This window comes from Bacteroides finegoldii DSM 17565 (assembly GCF_000156195.1).
Classification (GTDB): Bacteria; Bacteroidota; Bacteroidia; order Bacteroidales; family Bacteroidaceae; genus Bacteroides; species Bacteroides finegoldii.
Map to the genome: position 1 here is coordinate 165,845 of NZ_GG688327.1, position 26,405 is coordinate 192,249.

19 protein-coding genes are annotated in these 26,405 nt (G+C 44.0%); 11 read left to right on the top strand and 8 right to left on the bottom strand.

The features are described 5' to 3' along the window. Positions 1 to 24: 24 nt before the first annotated feature. The 11 genes from BACFIN_RS05915 to rodA all read left to right on the top strand — a co-directional run bounded on the left by BACFIN_RS05915 (position 25) and on the right by rodA (position 19,462). On the top strand, positions 25 to 4,536 hold the full coding sequence (locus tag BACFIN_RS05915; RefSeq protein WP_007755842.1) for a translocation/assembly module TamB domain-containing protein: 4,512 nt from the start codon (positions 25 to 27) through the stop codon (positions 4,534 to 4,536). Between the two features lie 2 nt (positions 4,537 to 4,538). Then, positions 4,539 to 6,875: a translocation and assembly module lipoprotein TamL gene (gene tamL / locus BACFIN_RS05910; RefSeq protein WP_007755844.1), complete on the top strand. Its 2,337-nt coding sequence runs from the start codon at positions 4,539 to 4,541 to the stop codon at positions 6,873 to 6,875. Between the two features lie 128 nt (positions 6,876 to 7,003). Further along, positions 7,004 to 7,915 (top strand): nucleotidyltransferase family protein, encoded by a 912-nt coding sequence (locus BACFIN_RS05905; protein WP_007755846.1) that lies wholly within the window; start codon positions 7,004 to 7,006, stop codon positions 7,913 to 7,915. Positions 7,916 to 8,056: 141 nt separating this feature from the next. Continuing rightward, positions 8,057 to 10,015: an ABC-F family ATP-binding cassette domain-containing protein gene (locus BACFIN_RS05900; RefSeq protein ID WP_032839811.1), complete on the top strand. Its 1,959-nt coding sequence runs from the start codon at positions 8,057 to 8,059 to the stop codon at positions 10,013 to 10,015. 48 nt (positions 10,016 to 10,063) lie between these two features. After that, complete coding sequence (locus tag BACFIN_RS05895; RefSeq protein ID WP_007755850.1) at positions 10,064 to 12,100, top strand: M13 family metallopeptidase; 2,037 nt, start codon at positions 10,064 to 10,066, stop codon at positions 12,098 to 12,100. 151 nt (positions 12,101 to 12,251) lie between these two features. Further along, the gene (purH, locus tag BACFIN_RS05890; RefSeq protein ID WP_007755852.1) at positions 12,252 to 13,775 is read left to right on the top strand and encodes a bifunctional phosphoribosylaminoimidazolecarboxamide formyltransferase/IMP cyclohydrolase; all 1,524 of its coding nucleotides are present in this window, start codon (positions 12,252 to 12,254) and stop codon (positions 13,773 to 13,775) included. A 14-nt stretch (positions 13,776 to 13,789) separates the two neighbouring features. Further along, complete coding sequence (locus BACFIN_RS05885; RefSeq protein WP_007755856.1) at positions 13,790 to 14,812, top strand: rod shape-determining protein; 1,023 nt, start codon at positions 13,790 to 13,792, stop codon at positions 14,810 to 14,812. Positions 14,813 to 14,819: 7 nt separating this feature from the next. Beyond that, the gene (gene mreC, locus BACFIN_RS05880; protein WP_007755857.1) at positions 14,820 to 15,665 is read left to right on the top strand and encodes a rod shape-determining protein MreC; all 846 of its coding nucleotides are present in this window, start codon (positions 14,820 to 14,822) and stop codon (positions 15,663 to 15,665) included. Next, positions 15,662 to 16,159 carry a rod shape-determining protein MreD gene (gene mreD, locus BACFIN_RS05875; RefSeq protein ID WP_007755858.1) on the top strand — a complete coding sequence of 166 codons (498 nt, stop codon included), beginning with the start codon at positions 15,662 to 15,664 and terminating at the stop codon, positions 16,157 to 16,159. Before mreC ends, mreD begins: the two co-directional genes overlap by 4 nt. Positions 16,160 to 16,161: 2 nt before the next feature. Then, the gene (gene mrdA, locus BACFIN_RS05870; protein WP_007755859.1) at positions 16,162 to 18,024 is read left to right on the top strand and encodes a penicillin-binding protein 2; all 1,863 of its coding nucleotides are present in this window, start codon (positions 16,162 to 16,164) and stop codon (positions 18,022 to 18,024) included. After that, complete coding sequence (rodA, locus tag BACFIN_RS05865; RefSeq protein WP_007755865.1) at positions 18,005 to 19,462, top strand: rod shape-determining protein RodA; 1,458 nt, start codon at positions 18,005 to 18,007, stop codon at positions 19,460 to 19,462. The genes mrdA and rodA overlap by 20 nt, the downstream gene beginning before the upstream one ends. A 98-nt stretch (positions 19,463 to 19,560) precedes the next feature. Here rodA and BACFIN_RS23395 read toward each other — a convergent pair whose 3' ends face one another. The 8 genes from BACFIN_RS23395 to BACFIN_RS23615 form a co-directional block, all read right to left on the bottom strand. After that, complete coding sequence (locus tag BACFIN_RS23395) at positions 19,561 to 19,833, bottom strand: winged helix-turn-helix transcriptional regulator (protein ID WP_007755867.1); 273 nt, start codon at positions 19,831 to 19,833, stop codon at positions 19,561 to 19,563. Next, positions 19,796 to 20,002 (bottom strand): ATP-binding protein, encoded by a 207-nt coding sequence (locus BACFIN_RS23400; protein ID WP_302828037.1) that lies wholly within the window; start codon positions 20,000 to 20,002, stop codon positions 19,796 to 19,798. Before BACFIN_RS23400 ends, BACFIN_RS23395 begins: the two co-directional genes overlap by 38 nt. A 33-nt stretch (positions 20,003 to 20,035) precedes the next feature. Further along, on the bottom strand, positions 20,036 to 20,506 hold the full coding sequence (gene gldH, locus BACFIN_RS05860; RefSeq protein WP_007755869.1) for a gliding motility lipoprotein GldH: 471 nt from the start codon (positions 20,504 to 20,506) through the stop codon (positions 20,036 to 20,038). Continuing rightward, a complete protein-coding gene (locus BACFIN_RS05855; protein ID WP_007755872.1) occupies positions 20,484 to 21,854 on the bottom strand; it encodes a PSP1 domain-containing protein in 1,371 nt (456 codons plus the stop codon). The genes gldH and BACFIN_RS05855 overlap by 23 nt, the downstream gene beginning before the upstream one ends. A gap of 16 nt (positions 21,855 to 21,870) precedes the next feature. After that, positions 21,871 to 22,998, bottom strand: a complete 1,128-nt coding sequence (locus BACFIN_RS05850; RefSeq protein WP_007755875.1) for a DNA polymerase III subunit — start codon at positions 22,996 to 22,998, stop codon at positions 21,871 to 21,873. Between the two features lies 1 nt (position 22,999). Continuing rightward, complete coding sequence (gene metF / locus BACFIN_RS05845; protein ID WP_007755878.1) at positions 23,000 to 23,953, bottom strand: methylenetetrahydrofolate reductase [NAD(P)H]; 954 nt, start codon at positions 23,951 to 23,953, stop codon at positions 23,000 to 23,002. A 187-nt stretch (positions 23,954 to 24,140) separates the two neighbouring features. Continuing rightward, the gene (locus tag BACFIN_RS05840) at positions 24,141 to 24,653 is read right to left on the bottom strand and encodes a ferritin-like domain-containing protein (RefSeq protein WP_007755880.1); all 513 of its coding nucleotides are present in this window, start codon (positions 24,651 to 24,653) and stop codon (positions 24,141 to 24,143) included. 412 nt (positions 24,654 to 25,065) lie between these two features. Next, positions 25,066 to 25,197, bottom strand: a complete 132-nt coding sequence (locus BACFIN_RS23615) for a hypothetical protein (protein ID WP_007755883.1) — start codon at positions 25,195 to 25,197, stop codon at positions 25,066 to 25,068. Positions 25,198 to 26,405 lie beyond the last annotated feature (1,208 nt).

Below are 26,405 nucleotides of genomic sequence, written 5' to 3' on the forward strand. Positions count from 1 at the left end.
TCAATTTACACTGACACGCTTTGCATGAAACGAAAATGGATACGATGGGTAAGCTGGATATTGCTTACTCCAATAATACTCTTTGTAATACTGATGGTATTACTTTATATTCCTCCCGTACAAAATCTTTTACGCCGGGAAGTGACCGCATACGCTTCTGAAGCAACCGGTATGCAGATTCAGGTGGAACGGATTGACCTTCGTTTTCCGCTCAATCTGTTAGTTCGTGGTGTAGAAGTCATTCAACAGCCGGATACTTTGTTGTCTTTAGAGAGCTTGAATGTGCGGGTGCAGGCGTGGCCACTTATCAAAGGAAAAGTAGAAGTCGATGAAGTTACACTAAATCAGGTTGCAGTCAATTCCGCAGGTCTGATAGAGGGAATGAAGATAAAAGGTGTCTTGGGACGTTTCTTTCTGCAGAGTCATGGGGTGGATTTATCCAATGAAATAGCGATTATTAATCAGGTCGATTTATCAGACACCCATGTCCAATTGGTAATGAACGACACCACGACCGCTCCTAAAGACACGACCGCTTCCGCTCCTGTCAATTGGAAAGTAGACCTTCATCAGTTGAATTTGGGAAATGTGTCATTCAGTATGCAGCTTCCGGCTGATTCCATGCGTATGGCAGCCTACATCGGCGAAGCGTCTGTAAATGATGCGCAAGCGGATCTGAAGAATCAGTTTTATAGCTTGAAACAATTCCTGTTGTCGGGAGGCTCTGCCAATTATGATACCGGAGCTGCTAAACCGGTCGAAGGCTTCGATGCTTCTCATATTGCGGTCCGTGATATCCGGATCGGTTTGGACTCCTTATTATATAAAGGTAGGAATATGAATGCCGTGCTCCGTGAATTTTCAATGAATGAACGTTCGGGACTGAGCATTACCTCGTTGGCGGGCAGGGTTTATTCTAATGATTCAATTATTTGTGTTCCGGGCTTAAAGCTGCAGACTCCTCATTCTGAAATTGATTTGTCTGCCCATACGTATTGGGAACTTGTCAACATCCCTACTACGGGACGTTTGTCCGCCAATCTCAACGCATACATCGGTAAAGAGGATGTTATGCTGTTTACGGGTGGGCTGCCGGATAGTTTCAAAGAAGCCTATCCTTTCCGTCCTCTTGTTATTCGTGCGGGTACGGACGGTAATCTGAAAGAGATGCAGATTTCGCGCTTTACGGTAGATTTGCCGGGAGCATTTTCTTTAGAGGGTGGTGGGCTTCTTGAAAATCTGGCGGACAGTATCACGCGCTCGGGAACGGTCGGGTTGAAGATGACTACCCAGAATCTGAACTTCCTGACTGCTTTGTCCGGTGAGGCTCCCAATGGGACTATTGTAATTCCCGATAGTATGGACCTGGTTGCGAAGGTTGATATAAACGGTCCTGCATATAAGGCCAATTTGAAACTGAGAGAAGGACAGGGTACTATAGATATAGACGCGGCATTGAATACGCTCACCGAGGTCTACAAGGCAGACTTAAAAATAAACAACCTTCAACTGCATAATTTCCTACCGAAAGATTCAATTTATGAACTTTCACTTTCGGCTGACGCTGAAGGGCGAGGACTGGATGTGACGTCCTATCGTTCTTTTGCCAAATTGAATCTGTCGTTAGATCAGCTTCATTATGCCCAATATCATCTCTCGAATGTTAATTTGACTGGAGCTTTGAAAGGGGCATTGGTAACAGCCCGTCTGACCAGTGACAATGTTTTGCTGAAGATGACGACTGAGGCCGAATATAACTTGGCACACAGTTATCCCGATGGAAAAGTGACAATGGATGTCACTCAATTGGATTTGCATGAGTTGGGATTAATGCCGCAGCCGATGAAGCATCCGCTTGCTTTTAACTTTTCTGCGGAAGCCCGCCAGAATCGGGTGTTTACCCATTTGGTGTCCGGAGATATGAAACTCAACTTGAGTGCACGTTCTGGGGTGGAACCGTTGATTCGGCAGTCTACTCATTTTGTGGATGTGCTGATGAGACAAATTGATGAAAAAGCATTGGACCATGCCGAATTGCGTGAAGCCTTGCCCACTGCTATACTCTCTTTCTCTGCAGGTAAAGAGAATCCGTTAGCCTATTTCCTGGCTACTCAGAACATATCCTATCAGGATGCATCCATGAAGTTTGGAACCGCTCCGGACTGGGGTATTAATGGTAAGGCAGCCATTCATACATTGAAGGTCGATACTTTGCAACTGGATACCATATTCTTTACTGTCAAGCAAGATACTACCTCCATGAAGCTGCGTGCCGGAGTGATTAACGGACCGAAGAATCCGCAGTTCTCTTTCTCGACTGCTATTACGGGAGAAATTCGTGACCGGGATGCGGAGTTGCTGGTCGATTATAAAAACGAAAAAGGAGAAACAGGCGTACTGTTGGGTGTCAACGCCCGTCCTTTATTTGAAGGACACGGAAAAGGCAACGGTATTGCTTTTACCTTAATCCCGGAAAACCCGATTATCGCTTTCCAGAAATTCCATTTCAATGAGAAGCATAACTGGATCTATCTGCACAAGAATATGCGTGTATATGCCAATGTGGATATGTGGGATGATGAAGGGATGGGTTTCCGTATTCATTCCGTTCCGGGAGATACCGTGTCTTTACAGAATATCGATGTTGAAATCCGGAGAATTCGTTTAGCGGAGCTTAGCAGTGTACTTCCCTATTTCCCGGAGATAACCGGACTGTTCTCTGCGGAAGCTCATTATGTACAGACGGAAAAGGACCTTCAACTGTCTGCGGAGTTGTCTATCGATGAGTTAATATACGAACGGCAACGTATTGGAGATGTTACGCTAGGGGCTACATGGCTACCGGGCGAGCAGGGAAAGCAGTATCTGAATGCGTACTTGAATCACGACCAAGCGGAAGTATTGCTGGCGGATGGTAAGTTGATACCTACCGGGACGGGGAAAGACAGCTTGGAGGTGAATATGGAGCTGGATCATTTCCCGCTTCGGGTAGCTAATGTGTTTGTTCCCGATCAGATGGTTACTTTATCGGGCGATTTGGATGGTAATCTGAAAATAACGGGCAGTACCGAACAACCTCTGATTAACGGAGAACTGTCATTGGATAGTGTAGCTGTTCTTTCCCGACAGTATGGTGCTCGTTTTATGTTCGATAATCGTCCGGTGCAGATAAATAATAACCGTCTGTTATTTGATAAATTCGCAATTTACACTACATCGAAAAATCCGTTTACGATTGATGGCTATGTAGATTTCCGCGATATGAGTCGTCCGATGGCAAATCTGAATATGCTTGCGCAGAATTATACACTTCTGGATGCTAAGCGTACCCGTGAAAGTTTGGTTTATGGAAAGGTATTTGCCGATTTCCGTGCAACAGTAAAGGGACCTTTGGATGGATTGAATATGCGGGGAAACATCAGTCTGCTGGGTAATACAGATGTTTCGTATATACTGACAGACTCACCGTTGACAGTACAGGATCGTCTGGGTAGTTTGGTCACTTTTACTTCGTTTAGCGATACTACTACCGTTGTCCGTCAGGAAGTGCCGACAGTTTCTTTAGGCGGTCTGGACATGGTTATGATGGTTCATATTGATCCTTCCGTCCGTTTGAAAGTAGATTTGGATGCGAGCAATGACAATCGTATCGAACTGGAAGGGGGAGGTGACCTTTCCATGAAATATACTCCGCAGGGTGACTTGACCCTGACAGGACGTTATACCTTGAGCGGTGGTTTGATGAAATATGCTTTGCCGGTGATTGCAGCCAAAGAGTTTGCCATAGATAACGGCAGTTACGTAGAATGGACAGGCAATCCGATGGACCCGATGTTGAACTTTAAGGCGACCGACCGTATCCGCGCTTCCGTATCCGAAGGAGAGAATGGTGGAACACGTACGGTTAATTTCGATGTTTCCATTGTAATCAAGAACCGGTTGGATGATCTTTCGTTTGCATTTGATGTGTCGGCTCCCGAAGACGCGACCATACAAAATGAACTTACAGCTATGGGGGCGGAAGAACGTGGCAAGCAGGCGCTTTATATCATGGTGATGAAAACCTATCTCGGTACCGGACCGATTGGCGGTGGAGGTGGTGGAGTAGGCAAGCTGAATATGGGGTCTGCCTTGAATTCCGTGTTGAGTAGTCAGATTAACTCGTTGATGGGCAATTTGAAGAATGCAAGTGTCTCGGTGGGTATCGAAGATCATGATCTTTCAGATACTGGTGGTAAGCGTACGGATTACAGCTTCCGTTACTCGCAACGTCTCTTCAATAACCGGTTCCAGATCGTTATTGGCGGTAAGGTATCTACGGGTGAGAATGCGACGAATAATGCCGAGTCATTTATCGACAATATCTCTTTGGAATACCGTCTGGATAGGACAGGAACCCGCTATGTCCGTCTGTTTTACGATAAGAACTATGAGAGTGTGCTCGAAGGCGAGATTACGGAGACCGGAGTCGGTCTGGTACTTCGCAAGAAACTGGATAAACTCAGTGAACTGTTCATCTTTAAGAAAAAGAAGTAAGAATGAAAGGAATATATAGTAACATATTAACAGGCTGTCTGATTGGTATCATGTTGTTTTCGGGGTGTTCGGTGACGAAGCATTTGCCCGAAGACGAAATACTCTATACCGGGAATAAAACGGTTATTCAGAATAAATCGAACACTTTGGTAGGTCAGACGGCATTGACCGAGATAGAAGCGGCGCTTGACAAGGCTCCGAGTACGAAAATTCTGTTTCTGCCCATTCCTTTTAAGATGTGGATGTACAATGATTTTGTGAAGTACAAGAAAGGATTCGGGAAATGGATGTTCAACCGTTTTGCAGCCAATCCTCCTGTTTTTATTTCTACTGTCAATCCGGAGGTGCGCATCAAAGTCGCCACCAATCTGTTGCATGATTATGGCTATTTCAATGGAAAAGTAACTTACGAAACATTGGCGGATAAGAAGGATAGCTTGAAAGCCGGTATTCTTTACACGGTGGATATGAAGAATCCCTATTTCATAGATACGGTGTATTATGAGCGTTTCACTCCGCAGACATTGCGGATTATGGAGCGGGGACGCAGGTATTCCTATATAAGTCCCGGAGAACAATTCAATGTTGTGGATCTGGATGACGAGCGTACACGTATCAGTACGTTGTTGCGTAACCGGGGATACTTCTATTTCCGTCCCGACTATATGACTTATCAGGCGGATACCACTTTAGTGCCCGGCGGGCATATCAGCCTCCGGATGATTCCCGTACCCGGTTTGCCTGCTGCTGCGCAACGTCCTTATTATGTAGGCAATGGCTCTGTTTATCTGTTTGGAAAGAATGGAGAATCCCCGAATGACAGCATGATGTATAAGAACCTGAATATTCACTATTATAAGAAGTTGCAGGTTCGTCCCAATATGCTTTATCGTTGGTTGAATTATCAACAGTTTGTACGTAATGCACAGATGCGTGCTTCCAATCGTACTAGGCTTTACAGTCAATACAGGCAAGAGCAGGTTCAGGAAAAGTTAAGCCAGTTGGGTATATTCAGCTATTTGGATATACAATATGCTCCTAAGGACACGACAGCAGTTTGTGATACGCTGAATGTGAGTGTACAAGCCACTTTTGCCAAGCCACTGGATGCCGAGTTGGAGTTGAACGTAGTAACTAAGAGCAACGATCAGACCGGTCCCGGTGCTGCTTTTGGTGTTACCCGTAACAACGTTTTCGGTGGTGGAGAAAGCTGGAATGTAAAGCTTAAAGGCTCTTATGAGTGGCAGACTGGAGGTGGAGAGAAAAGTTCTTTGATGAACAGTTGGGAGATGGGACTTTCCACATCACTGACTTTTCCCAGAGTGGTGTTCCCACGTTGGGGCAAAATGGAATTTGACTTTCCGGCAACCACAACTTTCCGGTTGTATATCGATCAGTTGAACCGTGCGAGATATTATAAATTGTTGTCATTCGGTGGAAATGCGACATATGATTTCCAGCCGACACGTATAAGCCGTCATAGTATCACTCCTTTCAAATTGACATTCAACGTCCTGCAACATCAGTCGGAAGAGTTTAAGGAGATCGCTCAGGAGAATCCGGCATTGTATATCAGTTTGAAAGACCAGTTTATTCCTGTTATGGAATACACGTATACGTATGACAATGCTTCGACGCGGAGAATAAAGAATCCTATCTGGTGGCAATCTACAGTGACTTCTGCCGGAAATCTGACCTCAGTGATCTATCGTGCTTTCGGTCAGCCTTTTAATAAAGAAAATAAACGATTGCTGAATGTTCCTTTTGCACAATTCGTGAAGTTGAATACGGAATTCCGTCATTTATGGAATATTGATAAGAATAACAGAATAGCGTCCCGTGTGGCATTGGGAGCACTTTTCTCTTATGGAAATGCTACGATAGCTCCTTATAGCGAACAGTTTTATGTCGGAGGTGCTAACAGTATCCGTGCTTTTACGGTGCGTAGCATAGGTCCCGGTGGATATCATCCGGCGGAAAGTCGTTATTCTTACCTCGATCAGACAGGTACATTCCGCTTTGAGGCAAATGTGGAATATCGTTTCCGTATTTATAAAAGTATTTGGGGGGCCACTTTCCTGGATGCGGGAAATGTCTGGCTGATGCGTAAAGATGAGGCTCGTCCGAATTCACAACTCGAACTGAAGACTTTCCCGAAACAGATTGCTTTGGGTACAGGTGTCGGTTTCCGTTATGATATGGATATTCTTGTGTTCCGTCTCGATTTCGGTGTACCTTTGCATCTGCCTTACGATACGGATAGAAGTGGGTATTACAATGTTACCGGAGCTTTTATGAAAAATTTGGGAATACATTTTGCTATCGGTTATCCCTTCTAATGAATGATTTTTGTATGATTTTGGTAAATAATGATTGATAATTGTCCTGTCGGATTCAACTATTTTTGTACTTTTGCAACGAAATCTGATGCCGTTGACATCACTAACCTTTTAATATTACACAATTTATGAAACCAACTTTATTCTTATTGGCAGCCGGTATGGGCAGCCGCTATGGAGGCTTGAAACAATTGGACGGTCTGGGGCCTAATGGCGAAACTATTATGGATTATTCAATCTATGACGCTATTAATGCCGGATTCGGCAAACTTGTATTTGTAATCCGCAAAGACTTTGAACAGGATTTCCGTGAGAAAATTATTTCCAAATATGAAGGTCATATTCCTTGCGAGCTTGTATTTCAAGCGTTGGATGCTCTTCCCGAAGGTTTTACTTGTCCGGCAGACCGTACAAAACCCTGGGGTACTAACCATGCGGTAATGATGGGTGCCGATGTGATTAAAGAACCGTTTGCGGTAATTAACTGTGATGACTTCTATGGTCGCGATTCTTTCCAGGTGATGGGTAAATATCTGGCTGCTCTTCCCGAAGGTTCGAAAAATGTTTATTCAATGGTAGGCTTCCGCGTAGGAAATACCTTGAGCGAAAGCGGTACGGTATCTCGTGGAATCTGTAGCACAGATGCGAAAGGATTGCTGACTTCTGTTGTAGAACGTACGAAGATCCAACGCTTGGACGGTGAAGTGAAATATATCGATGATAATGGTGAATGGACTGCTACCCCCGACACAACTCCGGTAAGTATGAATTTCTGGGGTTTCACTCCCGATTACTTCGCTTACAGCGAGGAGTTCTTTAAAACTTTCCTGAGCGATCCGAAGAACATGGAAAATCTGAAGAGCGAATTCTTCATTCCATTGATGGTGGATAAATTGATTAATGACGGAACCGCTACTGTTGAAGTGTTGGATACTACTAGCAAATGGTTCGGTGTTACTTATCCGGAAGATCGCCAAAGCGTAGTAGACAAGATTCAGGCATTGGTAGATGCCGGTGAATATCCTGCTAAATTGTTCTAAAGAGGGACTTAGATTAAGATAGGAAGCAGTCATTCGTTCAGAATGGCTGCTTTTTTGTTTTTGATAACGGATGATACTGACATTTATACAATAATTATTCATTATCTTTGCAGTCCAAAATCTTATAAATCAGAGACAGAAGTGATTTCAGTAGAAGGATTATCAGTAGAATTTAATGCGACACCCCTTTTTGAGGATGTCAGTTATGTTATCAATAAGAAAGACCGCATTGCGTTAGTCGGCAAGAATGGTGCGGGCAAATCGACCATGTTGAAGATATTGGCAGGTTTACAATCGCCGACACATGGAGTTGTAGCTACTCCGAAAGATGTAACTATCGGATATTTGCCTCAGGTCATGATTCTTTCCGACAACCGGACGGTGATGGGAGAAGCAGAACAGGCATTCGAACATATTTTTGAACTTCAGGCGAAGTTGGAACGAATGAATCAGGAACTGGCTGAACGGACAGACTATGATTCGGAAGAATACCATCAGTTGATAGACCGTTTCACGCATGAGAACGACCGCTTCCTAATGATGGGGGGCACGAACTATCAGGCGGAAATCGAACGGACACTTCTCGGACTGGGATTCAGCCGTGAGGATTTTGATCGTCCTACTTCAGAGTTTTCCGGTGGTTGGCGTATGCGTATCGAATTGGCAAAATTGTTGTTGCGCCGTCCGGATGTGCTGCTGCTCGACGAGCCGACCAATCATCTTGATATCGAAAGTATCCAATGGCTGGAAAATTTCCTGGCAATTCGTGCCAATGCTGTCGTACTAGTCAGCCATGACCGCGCTTTCTTGAACAACGTAACCACACGTACTATCGAAATTACCTGTGGACAGATTTATGATTACAAAGTGAAGTATGACGAATTTGTTGTCTTGCGCAAGGAACGTCGCGAACAGCAGCTCCGCGCTTACGAGAATCAACAGAAACAGATACAGGATACGGAAGATTTCATTGAACGCTTCCGCTATAAAGCAACTAAAGCTGTGCAGGTACAAAGCCGCATCAAGCAATTGGAAAAGATAGAGCGTATTGAAGTGGATGAAGAAGACAACTCCTCGCTTCGCTTGAAATTTCCTCCTGCCAGCCGTAGCGGAAACTATCCGGTGATTTGCGAAGACGTGCGCAAAGCGTATGGTAATCATGTTGTTTTTCATGATGTAAACCTCACTATCAATCGGGGAGAGAAAGTAGCTTTTGTCGGTAAGAACGGTGAAGGTAAATCTACATTGGTGAAATGTATAATGGGTGAGATTGACTTTGACGGCAAACTGACCATCGGTCATAATGTTCAGATCGGTTATTTTGCACAGAATCAGGCACAGATGTTGGATGAAAATCTGACGGTGTTTGATACCATAGACCGGGTAGCAACAGGAGATATCCGTTTGAAGATACGGGATATTTTGGGTGCCTTCATGTTTGGCGGCGAAGCTTCGGACAAGAAAGTCAAAGTCCTTTCCGGTGGAGAACGTACCCGATTGGCAATGATCAAACTTCTTCTTGAACCTGTAAACTTCCTGATTCTTGACGAACCGACCAATCACTTGGATATGCGTTCAAAGGATGTGTTGAAAGAAGCGATCCGTGAATTTGACGGCACAGTCATTCTTGTCAGTCACGACCGTGATTTTTTGGACGGACTTGCGACTAAAGTATATGAGTTCGGTGGAGGAATGGTGAAAGAGCATCTCGGAGGTATTTATGAATTTCTGCAAAAGAAAAAGATAGATAGCCTGAATGAACTTCAAAAAGGCGCCGGATTGTCTGCTTCTCCTACGGCAACAGCCAAAGGAAATGGAGAACAGGAAGCTGTGCAACCTTCGGAAAACAAACTTTCTTATGAGGCACAGAAAGAGTTGAATAAGAAGATTAAGAAACTCGAACGTCAGGTAGCGGACTGTGAAGCCTCGATAGAAGAGACGGAAGCCGCGATTGCCATTGTGGAAGAGAAGATGGCGACTCCGGAAGGGGCTTCGGATATGCAGCTATATGAACGCCATCAGAAACTGAAACAACAGTTGGACACAATCGTTGAAGAGTGGGAACGGGTGTCGATGGAACTGGAAGAAGTGAAAGGCTAGGGCCTTCCTTCGCATAACATGATAATTCTATAATATATTATATTGAGTATGAAAGTAACCAAGTATTTACCAATTCTTGCGGTATGCCTTATGACAACAGGATGTAACAGTAAGAAAGAGGCCGTACTGACGTCCGGTATCGACCTTGCTAATCTGGATACCACGGCTGTGCCGGGTACAAGTTTTTATCAATATGCGTGTGGCGGTTGGGTGAAAGATCACCCGTTGACTGACGAATATTCCCGTTTCGGAACATTCGATATGTTGCGTGAGAACAGCCGTGAACAATTGAAATCCCTGATTGCCGAACTGGCCGCAAAGACGGACAATGCTCCGGGAAGCGCTGCTCAGAAAGTTGGCGACCTTTACAACATCGCAATGGACAGTGTGAAGTTGAACCAGGAGGGAGTAGCTCCGATTAAAGACGAATTGGCCGCTATCGATGCGCTGAAAGACAAGAACGAAATCTACGCATACATTGCCGAAAGTCAGAAGAAAGGTATACGGCCTTACTTTACGATGTTTGTCGGTGCGGATGATATGAACAGTTCGATGAATATAGTACAGACCTATCAGGGTGGTATCGGAATGGGACAACGCGATTATTATCTGGAAGAAGACGAACAGACTACCAACATCCGTAACAAATATCAGGAACACATCGCCAAGATGTTCCGGTTGGCAGGTTATGATGAGGCTACTGCACAGAAAGCGGTAAAAGCTGTAATGAACATTGAAACCCGTTTGGCTAAAGCGGCCCGTTCACAAGTGGAATTGCGTGATCCTCATGCCAATTATAATAAGATGGATATGGAAACGCTGAAAAAGAACATCCCGACTTTCGACTGGGATACTTATTTCGCTGTTTCAGGTTTGAAAGACCTGAAGGAAGTGAACATAGGTCAGCCTGCCGCTATGAAAGAAGTTGCCGATGTGATTAACACTGTATCATTGGACGATCAGAAATTGTACTTGCAATGGGGCTTGATAGATGCTGCCGCTTCATATCTTAGCGATGACTTTGAAGCTCAGAACTTCGATTTTTATAGTAGGACGATGTCCGGCAAGAAAGAAATGCAGCCTCGTTGGAAGCGTTCGGTAAGTACGGTAGACGCTGTTCTCGGTGAAGTGGTAGGACAGATGTATGTAGAAAAATACTTTTCGGCTGCTGCAAAAGAGCGTATGGTTACCTTAGTGAAGAATCTGCAAACTTCTTTGGGCGAACGTATCAAGGCGCTGGAATGGATGAGCGAACCGACTAAGGTGAAAGCATTGGAGAAACTGGATGCTTTTCATGTAAAGATCGGTTATCCGGACAAGTGGAAAGATTATTCGGCTTTGGAGATTAAGAATGATTCTTATTGGGCGAATATCGAGCGTGCCAGTCAATGGGATTACAATGAAATGATTGCCAAAGCCGGTCAGCCGGTAGATAAGGATGAATGGTTGATGACACCGCAGACTGTTAATGCTTATTACAATCCTACTACCAATGAGATCTGCTTCCCTGCAGCTATCCTGCAGCCGCCATTCTTCGATATGAACGCCGATGATGCAATGAATTACGGTGCTATCGGAGTCGTTATCGGGCATGAGATGACACATGGATTCGATGATCAAGGACGTCAATATGACAAAGACGGAAACCTGAAAGAGTGGTGGACGGAAGAGGATGCTGAAAAGTTCAAGGAACGTGCCCAAGTAATGGTGAACTTTTTTGACAGTATTGAAGTAGCTCCTGGTGTGCATGCTAACGGTCAGTTGACTTTGGGTGAAAATATTGCCGATCATGGCGGTCTGCAAGTTTCTTTCCAGGCTTTCAAGAACGCGACAGCTAATGCACCGCTTGAAACAGTAGACGGATTTACTCCCGAACAACGTTTCTTCCTTGCTTATGCTAATGTATGGGCAGGAAATATCCGTCCGGAAGAAATTCTCCGATTGACAAAACTCGATCCTCACTCATTAGGCAAGTGGCGTGTAGACGGTGCACTTCCTCATATTGGAAACTGGTACGAAGCATTCAATATTACTGAGCAGGATCCTATGTTCGTGGCTAAAGACAAACGGGTGTCCATCTGGTAATAGTTTTTGAACAAAAATATACTTTGCGAAGAAGCGTTGATTTTCTGTTTGGGAGAGTCAACGCTTTTTTTTATTAATTCACACCTTATTTATTACGTACGATAAACAATATTTCGTAACTTTGCACACCAAATACTTAATAAGCAATTCAATGTCAGAGTCTAAAAGAATAAAAACTGCATTGGTATCTGTATACCACAAAGAAGGTTTGGATGAAATTATTACCAAACTTCATGAAGAAGGAGTAGAGTTCTTGTCAACAGGAGGAACTCGTCAGTTTATTGAATCATTGGGATATCCTTGTAAGGCAGTGGAAGATTTGACCACTTACCCTTCTATTCTCGGTGGTCGGGTAAAGACATTACATCCGAAAATATTCGGAGGTATTCTTTGTCGTCGCGGGTTGGAGCAAGATCTGCAACAGATTGAAAAGTATGAAATCCCTGAAATAGATTTAGTCATTGTTGACCTGTATCCGTTTGAAGCTACTGTAGCTTCCGGTGCATCCGAAGCAGATATTATTGAGAAAATCGATATAGGCGGAATCTCTCTGATTCGTGCCGCAGCCAAGAACTACAACGATGTAATTATCGTTGCTTCTCAGGCTCAATACAAACCGTTGTTGGACATGTTGATGGAGCACGGTGCCACTTCCTCACTCGAAGAACGTCGTTGGATGGCAAAAGAAGCGTTTGCCGTTTCTTCCCACTATGATTCAGCGATCTTCAATTATTTTGATGCAGGCGAAGGTTCTGCTTTCCGTTGCTCGGTAAATAGCCAAAAACAACTTCGTTATGGTGAGAACCCGCATCAGAAGGGCTATTTCTACGGAAATCTGGAAGCGATGTTCGACCAAATTCACGGAAAGGAAATCTCTTATAATAATCTTCTCGATATCAACGCTGCCGTTGATTTGATTGATGAATTTGACGACCTCACTTTCGCTATTCTGAAACATAATAACGCTTGCGGTCTAGCTTCACGGTCTACTATGCTGGATGCATGGAAAGATGCATTGGCCGGTGATCCTGTTTCCGCTTTCGGAGGCGTGTTGATTACAAATGGGGTTGTTGACAAAGAAACAGCCGAAGAAATCAACAAGATTTTCTTTGAAGTGATTATCGCACCGGATTATGATGTGGACGCACTCGAAATCCTTGGACAGAAAAAGAACCGCATCATCCTCGTTCGCAAGGAAGCCAAATTGCCGAAGAAGCAATTCCGTGCTTTGCTGAATGGTGTATTGGTGCAGGATAAAGATACTAACATTGAAACGGTAGCCGACCTCAAAACCGTAACAGACAAGGCTCCTACTCCGGAAGAGGTGGAAGATATGTTGTTTGCTAACAAGATTGTGAAGAACAGTAAGTCAAACGCTATTGTATTGGCAAAAGGCAAGCAGCTTCTCGCAAGCGGTGTCGGACAGACCTCACGTGTAGATGCATTGAAACAAGCAATTGAAAAAGCTAAGTCATTCGGATTCGACTTGAATGGCGCGGTGATGGCTTCGGATGCCTTCTTCCCTTTCCCCGATTGTGTGGAAATTGCGGATAAGGAAGGTATTACGGCAGTAATCCAACCGGGCGGCTCGGTAAAAGATGATTTGTCTTTTGCTTATTGCAATGAGCATGGCATGGCGATGGTTACTACCGGTATCCGTCATTTTAAACACTAAAATAATAATTAAGAATGGGATTGTTCTCTTTTACACAAGAAATAGCGATGGACTTGGGTACAGCCAATACCATCATCATCACGAACGGGAAAATCGTGGTGGATGAGCCTTCGGTTGTGGCTTTGGACCGTCGTACGGATAAGATGATTGCCGTGGGGGAAAAGGCGAAATTGATGCACGAAAAGACCCACGAAAATATACGCACTATCCGTCCGTTGAGAGATGGTGTGATTGCCGACTTCTACGCTTGCGAGCAGATGATGCGCGGTTTGATTAAGCGGGTGAATACACGCAATCACTTATTCTCACCCTCTCTTCGTATGGTGATCGGTGTTCCTTCGGGTAGTACGGAAGTTGAACTCCGTGCCGTTCGTGACTCTGCCGAACATGCCGGCGGACGGGATGTCTATCTGATCTTCGAACCGATGGCTGCGGCTATTGGTATCGGCATTGATGTAGAGGCTCCGGAAGGGAATATGATTGTGGACATAGGTGGTGGTTCTACGGAAATTGCCGTTATCTCTTTGGGAGGTATTGTTTCCAACAACTCCATCCGTGTGGCGGGTGATGATCTGACGGAAGACATCCGTGAATACATGAGCCGTCAGCATAACGTGAAAGTCAGCGAACGTATGGCGGAACGTATCAAGATAAATGTGGGCGCTGCCTTAACCGAATTGGGTGAAGGAGCTCCGGAAGATTATATCGTTCACGGTCCTAACCGTATCACGGCTCTTCCGATGGAGGTGCCTGTATGCTATCAGGAAGTGGCTCACTGTCTGGAAAAATCAATCTCGAAAATAGAAACAGCTATCTTGAGTGCGTTGGAAAGTACACCTCCTGAACTTTATGCTGATATTGTGCACAACGGTATCTATCTTTCCGGTGGTGGCGCATTGCTTCGTGGGTTGGATAAGCGACTGACTGATAAAATCAATATTCCTTTCCACATTGCAGAAGATCCTTTGCACGCTGTAGCTAAAGGCACGGGAGTTGCATTAAAGAATGTAGATCGTTTCTCTTTTTTAATGAGATAACTCAGGGATGCGGAATTTAATAAACTTCCTTCTGAAATACAATTACTGGTTCCTCTTTATCTTATTAGAGGTAGCCAGTTTTGTTTTGTTATTTCGGTTCAACCGTTATCAGCAGAGTGCTTTTTTCACTTCTGCCAATACGGTTGTGGGGGCGGTTTATGATGTGTCGGGAGGCATTTCCTCTTACTTTCATTTGAAATCGGTCAATGAGGATTTACTGGACCGGAATATGTTGCTCGAACAGCAGATCTCCAATCTGGAGAAAGCGTTGAAAGAACGCCAGGTGGACTCTATCACCATTAACAGTGTCCGGCAGATGCCTCAAAGTGACTATCAGCTGTTCAAGGCTCATGTGATAAAAAACAGTCTGACACTGCCCGATAACTATATCACGCTCGACAAAGGTTCTTCCTCCGGCATTCGCTCTGAGATGGGAGTGATAGACGGTAACGGAATTGTAGGTATCGTGTATGAAACTTCTCCATCTTATTCGGTGGTGATTTCTGTACTGAACAGCAAGTCCAATATAAGTTGCAAGATTATCGGCAGTGATTATTTCGGCTATCTGAAATGGGAACGTGGAGATTCGCGTTACGCTTATCTGAAAGACCTGCCCCGTCATGCGGAATTCAATTTGGGCGATACCGTAGTGACCAGCGGATTCTCGACCGTATTCCCGGAAGGTATTATGGTAGGTACGGTGGATGATATGTCCGACTCTAATGACGGGTTGTCCTACCTGCTGAAAATCAAGCTGGCTACCGACTTCGGAAAGCTCGGTGATGTCCGTGTGATAGCCCGGAATGGGCAGGAAGAGCAGAAGAAACTTGAAAATAAGGTAACAAAAGAATGATTATCACCTATATACATAGAATCGGATGGTTTATCGGCTTAGTGCTTCTTCAAGTGCTTATCCTGAATAATGTCCATATAGCGGGTTATGCCACTCCTTTTCTCTATATTTATTTTATCCTAAAGTTTGACTCCGGCACTTCGCGGAATGAGTTGATGTTGTGGGCTTTCTTTTTCGGACTGACTATCGACGTATTTGCTGATACTCCGGGAATGAATGCGGCTGCAACGGTGCTGCTTGCTTTTCTCCGTCCTTCTTTACTGCGACTGTTCACACCTCGCGATAATCTGGATAGCTTCATCCCATCTTTCAAGACGATAGGGATTACTCCTTTTCTTAAATATACGACTGCAAGTGTTTTTGTACATAGTCTGGCGTTACTCTCCATTGAGTTCTTCTCGTTTTCCAGCATTTGGCTGTTGCTGCTGCGGGTGTTACTTTGCACCATTCTGACTGTAACCTGTATTGTAGCTGTTGAAGGCATAAGGAAGTAAAAATGGCAAAAGATTATAGATTAGAGAAACGTAAATTTGTTATCGGAGGCATTGCCCTGTCTATTGTCTTGATTTATCTGGTACGGCTTTTCGTATTGCAGATCACAACAGATGACTATAAGAAGAATGCTGACAGTAATGCTTTTCTGAATAAAATCCAATATCCTTCGCGTGGAGCGATTTACGACCGGACCGGGAAATTGTTGGTATTCAATCAGCCTGCATACGACATTTCGATTGTTCCGAAGGAAGTCGAGAATCTAGATACGCTCGACTTGTGCCAGTCGTTGAATATTACCCGTGCCCAATTCTTGAAGATTATGAGCGATATGAAAGACCGTCGCCGCAATCCGGGTTATTCCCGCTATACCAACCAGTTGTTTATGTCGCAACTTTCGGCGGAAGAATGTGGTGTCTTTCAGGAAAAGCTGTTTAAGTTTCGTGGCTTTTATATCCAACGGCGTACTATCCGTCAATATTCTTACAATGCGGCTGCCCATGCGTTAGGCGACATTGGAGAGGTGTCTGCCAAAGAGATGGAAGCGGATGAAGACGGATACTACATTCGCGGTGATTATGTCGGAAAGTTGGGTGTGGAGAAATCGTATGAGAAGTATTTGCGTGGAGAAAAAGGTATTGAAATCCTGCTTCGTGATGCACATGGCCGTATTCAGGGACACTATATGGATGGGGCCTACGACCGTCCCTCTGTTCCCGGCAAGAACCTGACATTGAGTCTGGATATTGATTTGCAGATTTTAGGCGAACGCCTGCTGAAGAACAAGATTGGCAGTATTGTAGCTATCGAGCCGGAAACCGGCGAAATCCTTTGTCTGGTATCTTCCCCGAACTACGATCCGCATTTGATGATCGGTCGTCAGCGTGGTAAGAATCATCTGATGTTGCAACGCGACAAGATGAAACCATTGTTGAACCGTGCTTTGATGGGAGTCTATCCTCCGGGCTCTACTTTCAAAACAGCACAAGGGCTGACTTTCTTGCAAGAAGGTATTGTTACAGAGCAAAGTCCGGCTTTTCCCTGTTCGCACGGATTCCATTACGGCAGGTTGACGGTGGGTTGTCATAGTCATGGGGCACCGATTCCGCTGATACCCGCCATTGCTACATCGTGCAACTCTTATTTTTGCTGGGGACTGTTCCGTATGTTCGGTGATCGTAAATATGGCTCACCGCAAAATGCTATTACCGTATGGAAAGATCACATGGTTTCGCAAGGGTTCGGTTATAAACTGGGAGTCGATTTGCCGGGAGAAAAACGGGGCTTGATTCCGAATGCGCAGTTCTATGATAAGGCTTATCGCGGACATTGGAACGGATTGACGGTGATCAGTATTTCCATCGGCCAGGGAGAAATTCTGACTACCCCTCTTCAGATAGCCAATTTGGGAGCGACGATTGCCAATAGAGGATATTTTGTCACACCTCATATTGTGAAAGAAATTCAAGATAACCGGATAGACAGTCTTTATCGCACTCCTCGTTATACCACGATTGAAAAAAGACATTATGAATCGGTGGTGGAAGGTATGCGTGCTGCCGCTACGGGAGGAACTTGTCGTATGTTGTCAATGATGGTTCCGGAATTGGAAGCTTGCGGAAAAACAGGTACGGCACAGAATCGCGGGCATGACCATTCGGTGTTTATGGGCTTTGCGCCAATGAATAAACCGAAAATAGCAATAGCCGTCTATGTGGAGAATGGGGGATGGGGCGCTACATACGGAGTGCCGGTCGGTGCTTTGATGATGGAACAATATATGAAAGGTAAATTGTCGCCGGAAAATGAGATAAGGGCGGAAGAAATTAGTAACAGAGTGATATTGTATGGTAACGAGGAGCGATAGTTTATGGAAATCTTTGGACTGGGTAACGATTTGTATCTACCTGCTCCTGATTATTGGGGGATGGTTCAGCGTGTGCGGAGCCAGCTATGACTATGGTGATCGTGATTTTCTTGATTTCTCGACTCGTGCCGGTAAGCAGTTCGTTTGGATTATCTGTTCTTTCGGACTGGGATTCGTGTTGCTGATGTTGGAAGACCGGATGTACGATATGTTCGCGTACATTATATATATAGGGATGATTCTTTTGTTGATTGTCACAATCTTTATTGCTCCGGATACGAAAGGTTCCCGTTCTTGGCTGGTGATGGGGCCGGTCAGTCTGCAACCTGCCGAGTTCGCCAAGTTTGCTACGGCTTTGGCGTTGGCTAAATATATGAATGCTTATTCGTTCAGTATCAAGAAGGAAAAGTGTGCTTTAGTTTTGGGACTGATTATTCTTTTGCCGATGTTATTGATTATCGGGCAGAGGGAAACAGGGTCTGCATTGGTATATCTTGCTTTCTTTTTGGTTCTTTACCGTGAAGGAATGCCGGGAGTAGTGCTTTTTGCAGGTGTCTGTGCGGTAATCTACTTTGTGGTCGGTATTCGTTTTGACGAGGTCTTTATAGCGGATACCCCTACGCCGTTGGGAGAGTTTATTGTATTGCTGCTGATTTTATTGTTTGCCGGCGGCATGGTGTGGGTATATCGTAAGAAGTGGGTAGCTGCCCGCAATATTATCGGTGGAAGTCTGGGGATATTGCTGATTGCCTATTTGATATCGGAATATTGGGTACACTTTAGTCTGGTCTGGGTGCAGTGGGGACTGTGTGCTGTTGCGATAGGTTATTTGATTTATTTAGCATTAAGTGAGCGTCAGCGTGCTTACTTTCTAATTGCTTTATTTACCATCGGCTCTATCGGATTTTTATATTCCAGCAATTATGTATTCGATAGCGTATTGGAGCCCCATCAACAAGTCCGTATCAAAGTAGTATTGGGCTTGGAAGAAGATTTGACCGGTGCGGGATACAACGTCAACCAATCCAAGATTGCCATCGGTTCCGGTGGATTGACAGGGAAAGGTTTCCTGAATGGTACGCAGACCAAACTGAAATATGTTCCCGAACAGGATACTGATTTCATCTTCTGTACGGTGGGAGAGGAACAAGGTTTTGTTGGTTCGGCAGCCGTCTTGATAGCTTTCCTGGTCTTGATTTTCCGCTTGATTTTCTTGTCGGAGCGTCAACCCTCTACCTTCGGTCGGGTTTATGGCTATTCAGTCCTCAGCATTTTCCTGTTTCACCTATTTATTAATATAGGCATGGTACTGGGGCTTACTCCGGTCATCGGTATCCCATTACCTTTCTTTAGCTACGGAGGTTCTTCTTTATGGGGCTTTACGATACTGTTGTTCACTTTCCTACGCATTGATGCGGGACGGAGTAGAAGACTCTAACAAATTGTTTATCTTTCGAATAACGTTTACGGCGAAGGTAGGGTGAAGAAGCAGGCGAATAGTCGTCCCTTCACCCGTCAATGCCCAGCTTATGTATTTTATAGTTTTTGTTCTTTAATTATAAAAATCTTTCCTTTCTCGGTGAGTTGCCAATAACCTGCTTTGTTGGACCCTTGACGGGTTATGTATCCATAAGCTTTTAAATTCTGCAATGATCGTTTCGCTGTAGCACTTGATGATGACAAGGCTTCAGCAAGAGTATTGTAGGTTGATTTTGTATTCGTAGATAATATATGTAATACATTTATGTCAACTGATGATAATTTTATTGGGTCATTTAGGGTCATTCGTTCTACTATGTGATTTCTCATTTGTCATTGTAGGGTAATTTCTTTTGAACGTAACTAGCATACCGCCCTCTGATTGCTTAAAGACGGGTTCTTCTATTCCTATCGCTTTAAAAGCGTTACATATTTTGCTAATACCACGTCCCCACGTTTCTATAAACCCGGCTTTGTAGAATACGGAAGCTAATAAAATGTTACGAGGATGTGAGGAGTGCTTATTTTCTGCTTACCGTGATATCCGTATCCCCACATCATTTATCCCCTGCAATATGTCGTCTTTCATACCGGATACTACCTTAAAAGTGTAGTTTCCTGGATGTAGCGGGCGAACCGAGCGTATGAAAGTCTCCGACTGATAGACACTGCCCCAACCTTTGCCGAACCATCTTCCTGTAGAGTCAGTTAGGTGAATAGCGATGGTATCGGTGCGCCACACAGTGGAATCCTGTAGATTCTGACTGATAAATAAATGAAGGTCCTGATAAGGATAATCCGTACGGTTACGGACTTCCGCAAATAGCCTCAAAGTCGGAGGGAGACTGTCTGTAATAGGAACAAAAAAGGAGAGTGTATCACTCTTTCCCCACCCGTTGTCGGGAAGGGATTGATAAGAGTGATACACGGTATTCTCGTTGCATGCCGCCGTTAGGCAAGCAGTGAAAAGGCAAAATAAACTATTCCTGAACAGGCTTTTCATTATTGGTTTGCGGTTTCGGTTTCTCTTTATTCGGCTCTTTGACCGGTCTTTCTGGCTTTTCCGGCCTTTCTTGAGCTTGTGGCCTTTCTTGATTCATCCCTCTTTCCGGTCGTCTGTTTTCATTATTCCGTCCCTGATTCTGTCCTCTGTTCCGATTATTATTATTTCTCGGTCGGTTCTCTCTTTCTCCTCTGTTAGCGTTTTCAGCCGATTGAGGACGGTTGTCGTTATTAGCTCCTTTTTTCTTCTTCTTATTATTCCGGTTCGCATTATTGCCACCCTCTTTATTGCGGTTACGGTCAAAGCGGGTAACGCTTTCCTGTTCCAGCAAATCAATCGGTTTCTTCAGTTCTGGCTTTCTTTCTTCTTCGAACAGACTGTCCGGTTTCATACCTTTTCTATTCATCGAAATCACTTCAAAAGCACGCTTCCCGCTGATGGTAACTAGATTTGCCGGGAAATTCTTGTCTGTGGAATAAGAGATCTGATTGCTCAAGATATCCGCTTTGAAGAAATAGAAAGTACCATCCTTCGTTTCCAGTTCTATCTCTTTGGACGGAAGACGTTTTTGAGCTTCCACGTAGCAATCTACTTCATAGTTCAGGCAACATTTCAGCTTGGCACATTGTCCGGCAAGCTTTTGCGGATTCAGGGAAATATCCTGATAACGTGCGGCACTTGTAGATACGGATACAAAGCTGGTCATCCACGTCGCACAGCAAAGCTCACGTCCGCAAGGGCCGATGCCTCCGATACGTCCCGCTTCCTGACGGGCACCGATCTGTTTCATCTCGATACGTACGCGGAATGCTTCAGCCAATACCTTGATCAATTGGCGGAAGTCCACGCGCTCATCGGCAATGTAATAGAAGATAGCCTTATTGCCGTCTCCCTGGTACTCTACATCTCCGATTTTCATGTTCAGATTGAGACTTAACGCAATCTGGCGTGCACGGATCATAGTGCCATGTTCCTTGCTTTTCGCCTCGTTGAACTTTTCCATATCCACCGGTTTGGCTTTCCGATAGATGCGTTTGATTTCCGTGTCCGCCTTGAAGTTCGCTTTCTTCATTTGCAGGGGAACCAGTCTGCCGGTCAGCGTCACCACACCTATATCATGTCCCGGAGCAGCTTCAACAGCCACCACATCGCCCTTTTCAAGTTTGATTTTGTTACTGTTGCGATAATATCCCTTCCGGGTGTTCTTAAATTGTACCTCAACCATGTCACTCTCTTCCGCATTGCCCGGTATATCCGCCAACCAATCGTAGGTGTTCAGTTGTTTATCTTGTCGGGAGCATCCTTTGCAGCAAAGACCGCCGCTCCCATTATGAAGTTTATATTCCATAGTGTTTATATATTAATTATTGCTTCAACAGTACAATCATCTTCAGCGAGAAGTCGAAGAATACCATTTTAGCGTTTACATTCTGTTCAATATGTATTTGCGCTTCGCTTAGCTCGTCCATTATTCCCATTACATTACGTTCGTTTACAAACGGGGCGAAGCGGGTTGCAAAGTTCTGTTCACTGATCGTCATATATGTAAGATCACGTTGGTGCAGGTTAAAGATGAAGTTTTCCCGAATCATGCGTTGGCAATATTCCAGAAAATTCTTTTGGCGTTCGCGTCCCATGCCTGCCACCTGTTCGCTCCACATTTTCATTTCCCTGATTTTCCGTTGATAGGACAACCGCATCAGGCTGACGAATAAATCGAAGAACAGTTGATTCTCTTCGTTCAGATGAATCGTTTCGAGTGCCTTGATAAAATTTCCATTTGCCAGATGGGCGATGGAAAGGCTGTCGGCAGGTTGAATGCTGTACTTCGTTTGTAGCACCCGATCGATGCTTGCCTCGTCAATTTTCCGCACGTTCATGCGTTGCGTGCGGCTTTGGATGGTGGGCAGTATCATGTCCGGCTTTTCCGATACCAGCAGGAAAATAGTTCTTTCGGGCGGCTCTTCAAGCAGTTTCAACAGTTTGTTGGCACACACCGGATGCAATTTTTCCGGTAGCCACACGATTGTAATCTTGAATCCTCCCTCACTGGATTTCAGACTGAGTTTTTTCAGAATTTCATCACTCTCGTTAGCGAATATCTGTGCTTGCTTATTCTCCGCTCCAATATTGTTCAACCAATGATTCAAGTTGAAGTAAGGGGAGGTGAGCAGTTGTTCTCTCCATTGCGGAAGAAAATCGGCACAGACCGATACTTTGGGACTTTTCGCCTTGTTTACGATCGGAAATACAAAATGCACATCCGGATGTACCAGCTTATTAAACTTCACGCAGGACGGACATACACCGCAGGCATCCGTTTCACTCCGGTTGGAGCAACTGATATAGCGTGCGTATGCAATGGCCAATGGTATTTTTCCCACCCCTTCCGGGCCGCAAATGAGCTGGGCGTGCGGGATGCGTCCTTCATTCACCTCCTGAATGAGCCGTTGCTTGACTTCTTCCTGTCCGATTACGTCTCTGAAAAACATATCAATAAATGATTTTGGCTACTTTCTTGATACTGTCCACCGCTCCAATGGAGTAGAAATGGATGCTTGGTACTCCGTGAGACATCAATTCCTTGCATTGGGTTACACACCATTCGATACCCACTTGTTCGGCTTCCGCATCCGTTTTGCATTTCAAAGCCTCTTTCACGAGTTCTTCCGGCAAATCCACCTTGAATGTCTTGGGAATCATGCTCAGTTGGGACAGTTTCTTGAACGGCTTGATTCCCGGAATGATTGGAACATTGATACCTGCCGCTTTGGCTTGTTCTACAAACTCAAAATATTTTTTGTTATCGTAGAATAATTGTGTTACGGCATATTCTGCGCCTGCTTCCACTTTTTTCTTTAGCCAATAAAGGTCGGATTCAATATTGGGAGCTTCTTCATGTTTCTCCGGGTAGCATGCCACACCATAAGAAAAGGGGCTGTTGGTTACTTTCATTTCCGAACCGTCCACAAAGATACCCTTATTGAAATTGTTGATTTGTTCCTGCAACTCGATTGCGTGATGATATCCGTCGCCTTCGGGGGTGAAAACAGATTCGTGTTTTGCCTTGTCGCCACGTAGCACTAACAAATCAGTGATGTTCAAAAATTGTAGGTCGAGCAGTACATATTCCGTCTCTTCGCGTGTGAAACCACTGCATAGGATATGCGGAACGACTGTGATATTATATTTATTTTGGATGGCGGCAGCCACAGCAACAGTGCCCGGACGTCTTCTCAAGCGGTTTCGTTGGAATAGCCCGTTGCCGAGATCTTTGTACACGTATTCGCTGCGGTGGGTCGTGATATTAATATACTTCGGATCGAATTCCCGAAGTGTATCGACTGTCTGATATAGCTTTTCTATTCCGGTTCCTTTCAGTGGCGGCAGGATTTCGAAAGAAAAAGCTGTTTTTTTGTTGTTATGTATTAAATCAATTACTTTCATTCTTTTCCCTAATGTTCGTTATCTACTTGGATTAAACGTGCATATTGGGACAAAAATACGAAAAAAGAAAGATTTCTTCTTGATTTACGCTAAAATAGTTTTGTTTTTATCGTACTAATATCCATAAAAGAGGGATTACCCCGTGTAGGATACGCCCTCTCTTATCTAATCATTATTATTTTAGAATTTACTTATCAAGAAATGATTTCTTCATTCTGGTGATGTCAGTCAGATAATCTTGTAAATCTTGTTCATGTTCCTCCTCTTCGGCAAGAATATGTTTTGCGATGTCGCAGGTAGTGAAATCTTTTCCATTGGTAAAGTCGGCAATCTCCTGATAACGAAGGATTGCACAGCGTTCGGAAGCAACGTTGTCTTTTAGTAAACTAATGGAATCAAACTCTTGTGGAGCATCATATTTGCATCTCGCCAGTTCAAACCATTTCTTAGGATCGAGCACCGGGACACCTTCTAGTTCGATGATGCGGTTGGCAAGCAATTGTGCGTGTTTACGCTCTTCTTCAGCATGTTCTTCAAACTCGCTCTGCACATCGGCACGCATAGCTCCTTCTACTACTAATGCACCTACCCAATACTGGTAGTATGCCAACCATTCTTCAGCCAATGCTGCGTTCAACTGTGAAATCAAACTTTCCACATCTAATTTCCCTTGTAGGATTTTTACACTTTCTCTAGCCATAATTTAATGTTTAGGTTAATATATTTAAGTTGACTATGTAACAGTCTGAACTTATTTTTGTTTTAGAGGTCTGCCGGTTTTAACAGAAAGAGTGTTTTTGTGGGAATTCTAATGCTCTACGCTAAACTAAATTTTTACTCAATGCATAAAATTCTCGTTTAGCGTAGAGCATTTATAACCGGCAATTGGTTCTCGCCAGTTATTTTTCAGAATATCCCTCGATAGATGTCCTTGTATTCTCCTCCCTATGAGTTTGAATAGACAAATCATCTGCCATCCTACACCAGTTTCACTTTATGTTGTTGAATATTAGTATATTAATAGGGTGTAGGATAGTGGTGTGGGATGGTTGCAGATGCGGTGTATCTTACCCCTTTCCCTCGCTCATCCTTACACTTTCCCTTACTTATCCTTACGCCCTGTCTTTGCCATCCTGCTTTTCATCAATTGTTTCCTGCGTATGAAACTTTAGTTTCCCCCTCTTGAAACTCCAGTTTCCTCTGCCTGAACCTTTAGTTTCCCCTGCTTGAACCTTTAGTTTCATTTGCTTGAACTTCTGGTATCCTGTGGTGAAACAACATTTTCTGTAACTTGAAACAGTCTGTTCTTGTACTCTCTTTCGGCTCTTGATACTTGCTTTTCAGTCATAACTGCCTGTCTTCTCAGGCATTAATAGGCTATGTATTGAGTATTAAACCCTGTACATAGGTTGTTAATATCCTATATGTGAGTTATTAATATCCTATATATTGGTTCTTTATATCCTGTATTTATGCAGTTAATATGCTGAATATCTATAGTTTATGGTTTTTATCCATCATCTGCCTTCCGGTGATAGGCCGGTGATAGGTGACAGATGCGGTGATAGGTTTCGGACAACCTGTCACCATGCCTCAAATTCCGATGAACAGGGACGTTCATGATTGCCGGTGATAGGTGATAGAGGGAAGTGCGAAAAACTTCTGTGTATATCCGCCCTGCCCGCTTCCTTCTTTTTCTCCCTCTCGCGCACACATACGCACGCATGCATTAATATAATAATGTATCCTTTCCCTTGATTCCTTTGTCCTTTTCTTCCGTTGTTGAAAAAACATGTTCTACAACATCGTTATGATTCAGCTAGTTAGCGTTTTTCTTTCAAAATACTTCAAAAAAAATAGTTGAATATATTTGGATGTTATGTATAAAGTGTCTACTTTTGCACCCGCTTTCCAAGAGAGGACAGCCTTGCAGAATTGACCTAATGACAAAGCGTAGGACCGCTTTACTTTAAGAACAAAAAAGATCCGGAAAAGTTTGGATTATAATAAATAAAGTTCTTATATTTGCAGTCCGATTCGCAAAGAGACGCGGTTTTCCGTTTATCGTTTTCGTCCCTTCTTTCCCTTTCGCTAAGAGAGCCTGAGAAACGAACCGAAAAAGAAAAACGAAAAAAACTTCCGAAAAGTTTGGCAGTTAAAATAAAACCCCTTACCTTTGCACCCGCTTTTGAAAATGAAGCGCAAGTTCTTTGAAATATTGATAAACAATACAAGTAGTACAAGATTAAAATAGAACCGTCAATGCTTATATAATAAATATAGGTATATAAGATAGAGTCAATAAATTGTACGGCATCCTGAACAGAGCAAGAAAATCATCTTAACAGATGAAAAGATACTTTTACAATGAAGAGTTTGATCCTGGCTCAGGATGAACGCTAGCTACAGGCTTAACACATGCAAGTCGAGGGGCGGCATTTTAGTTTGCTTG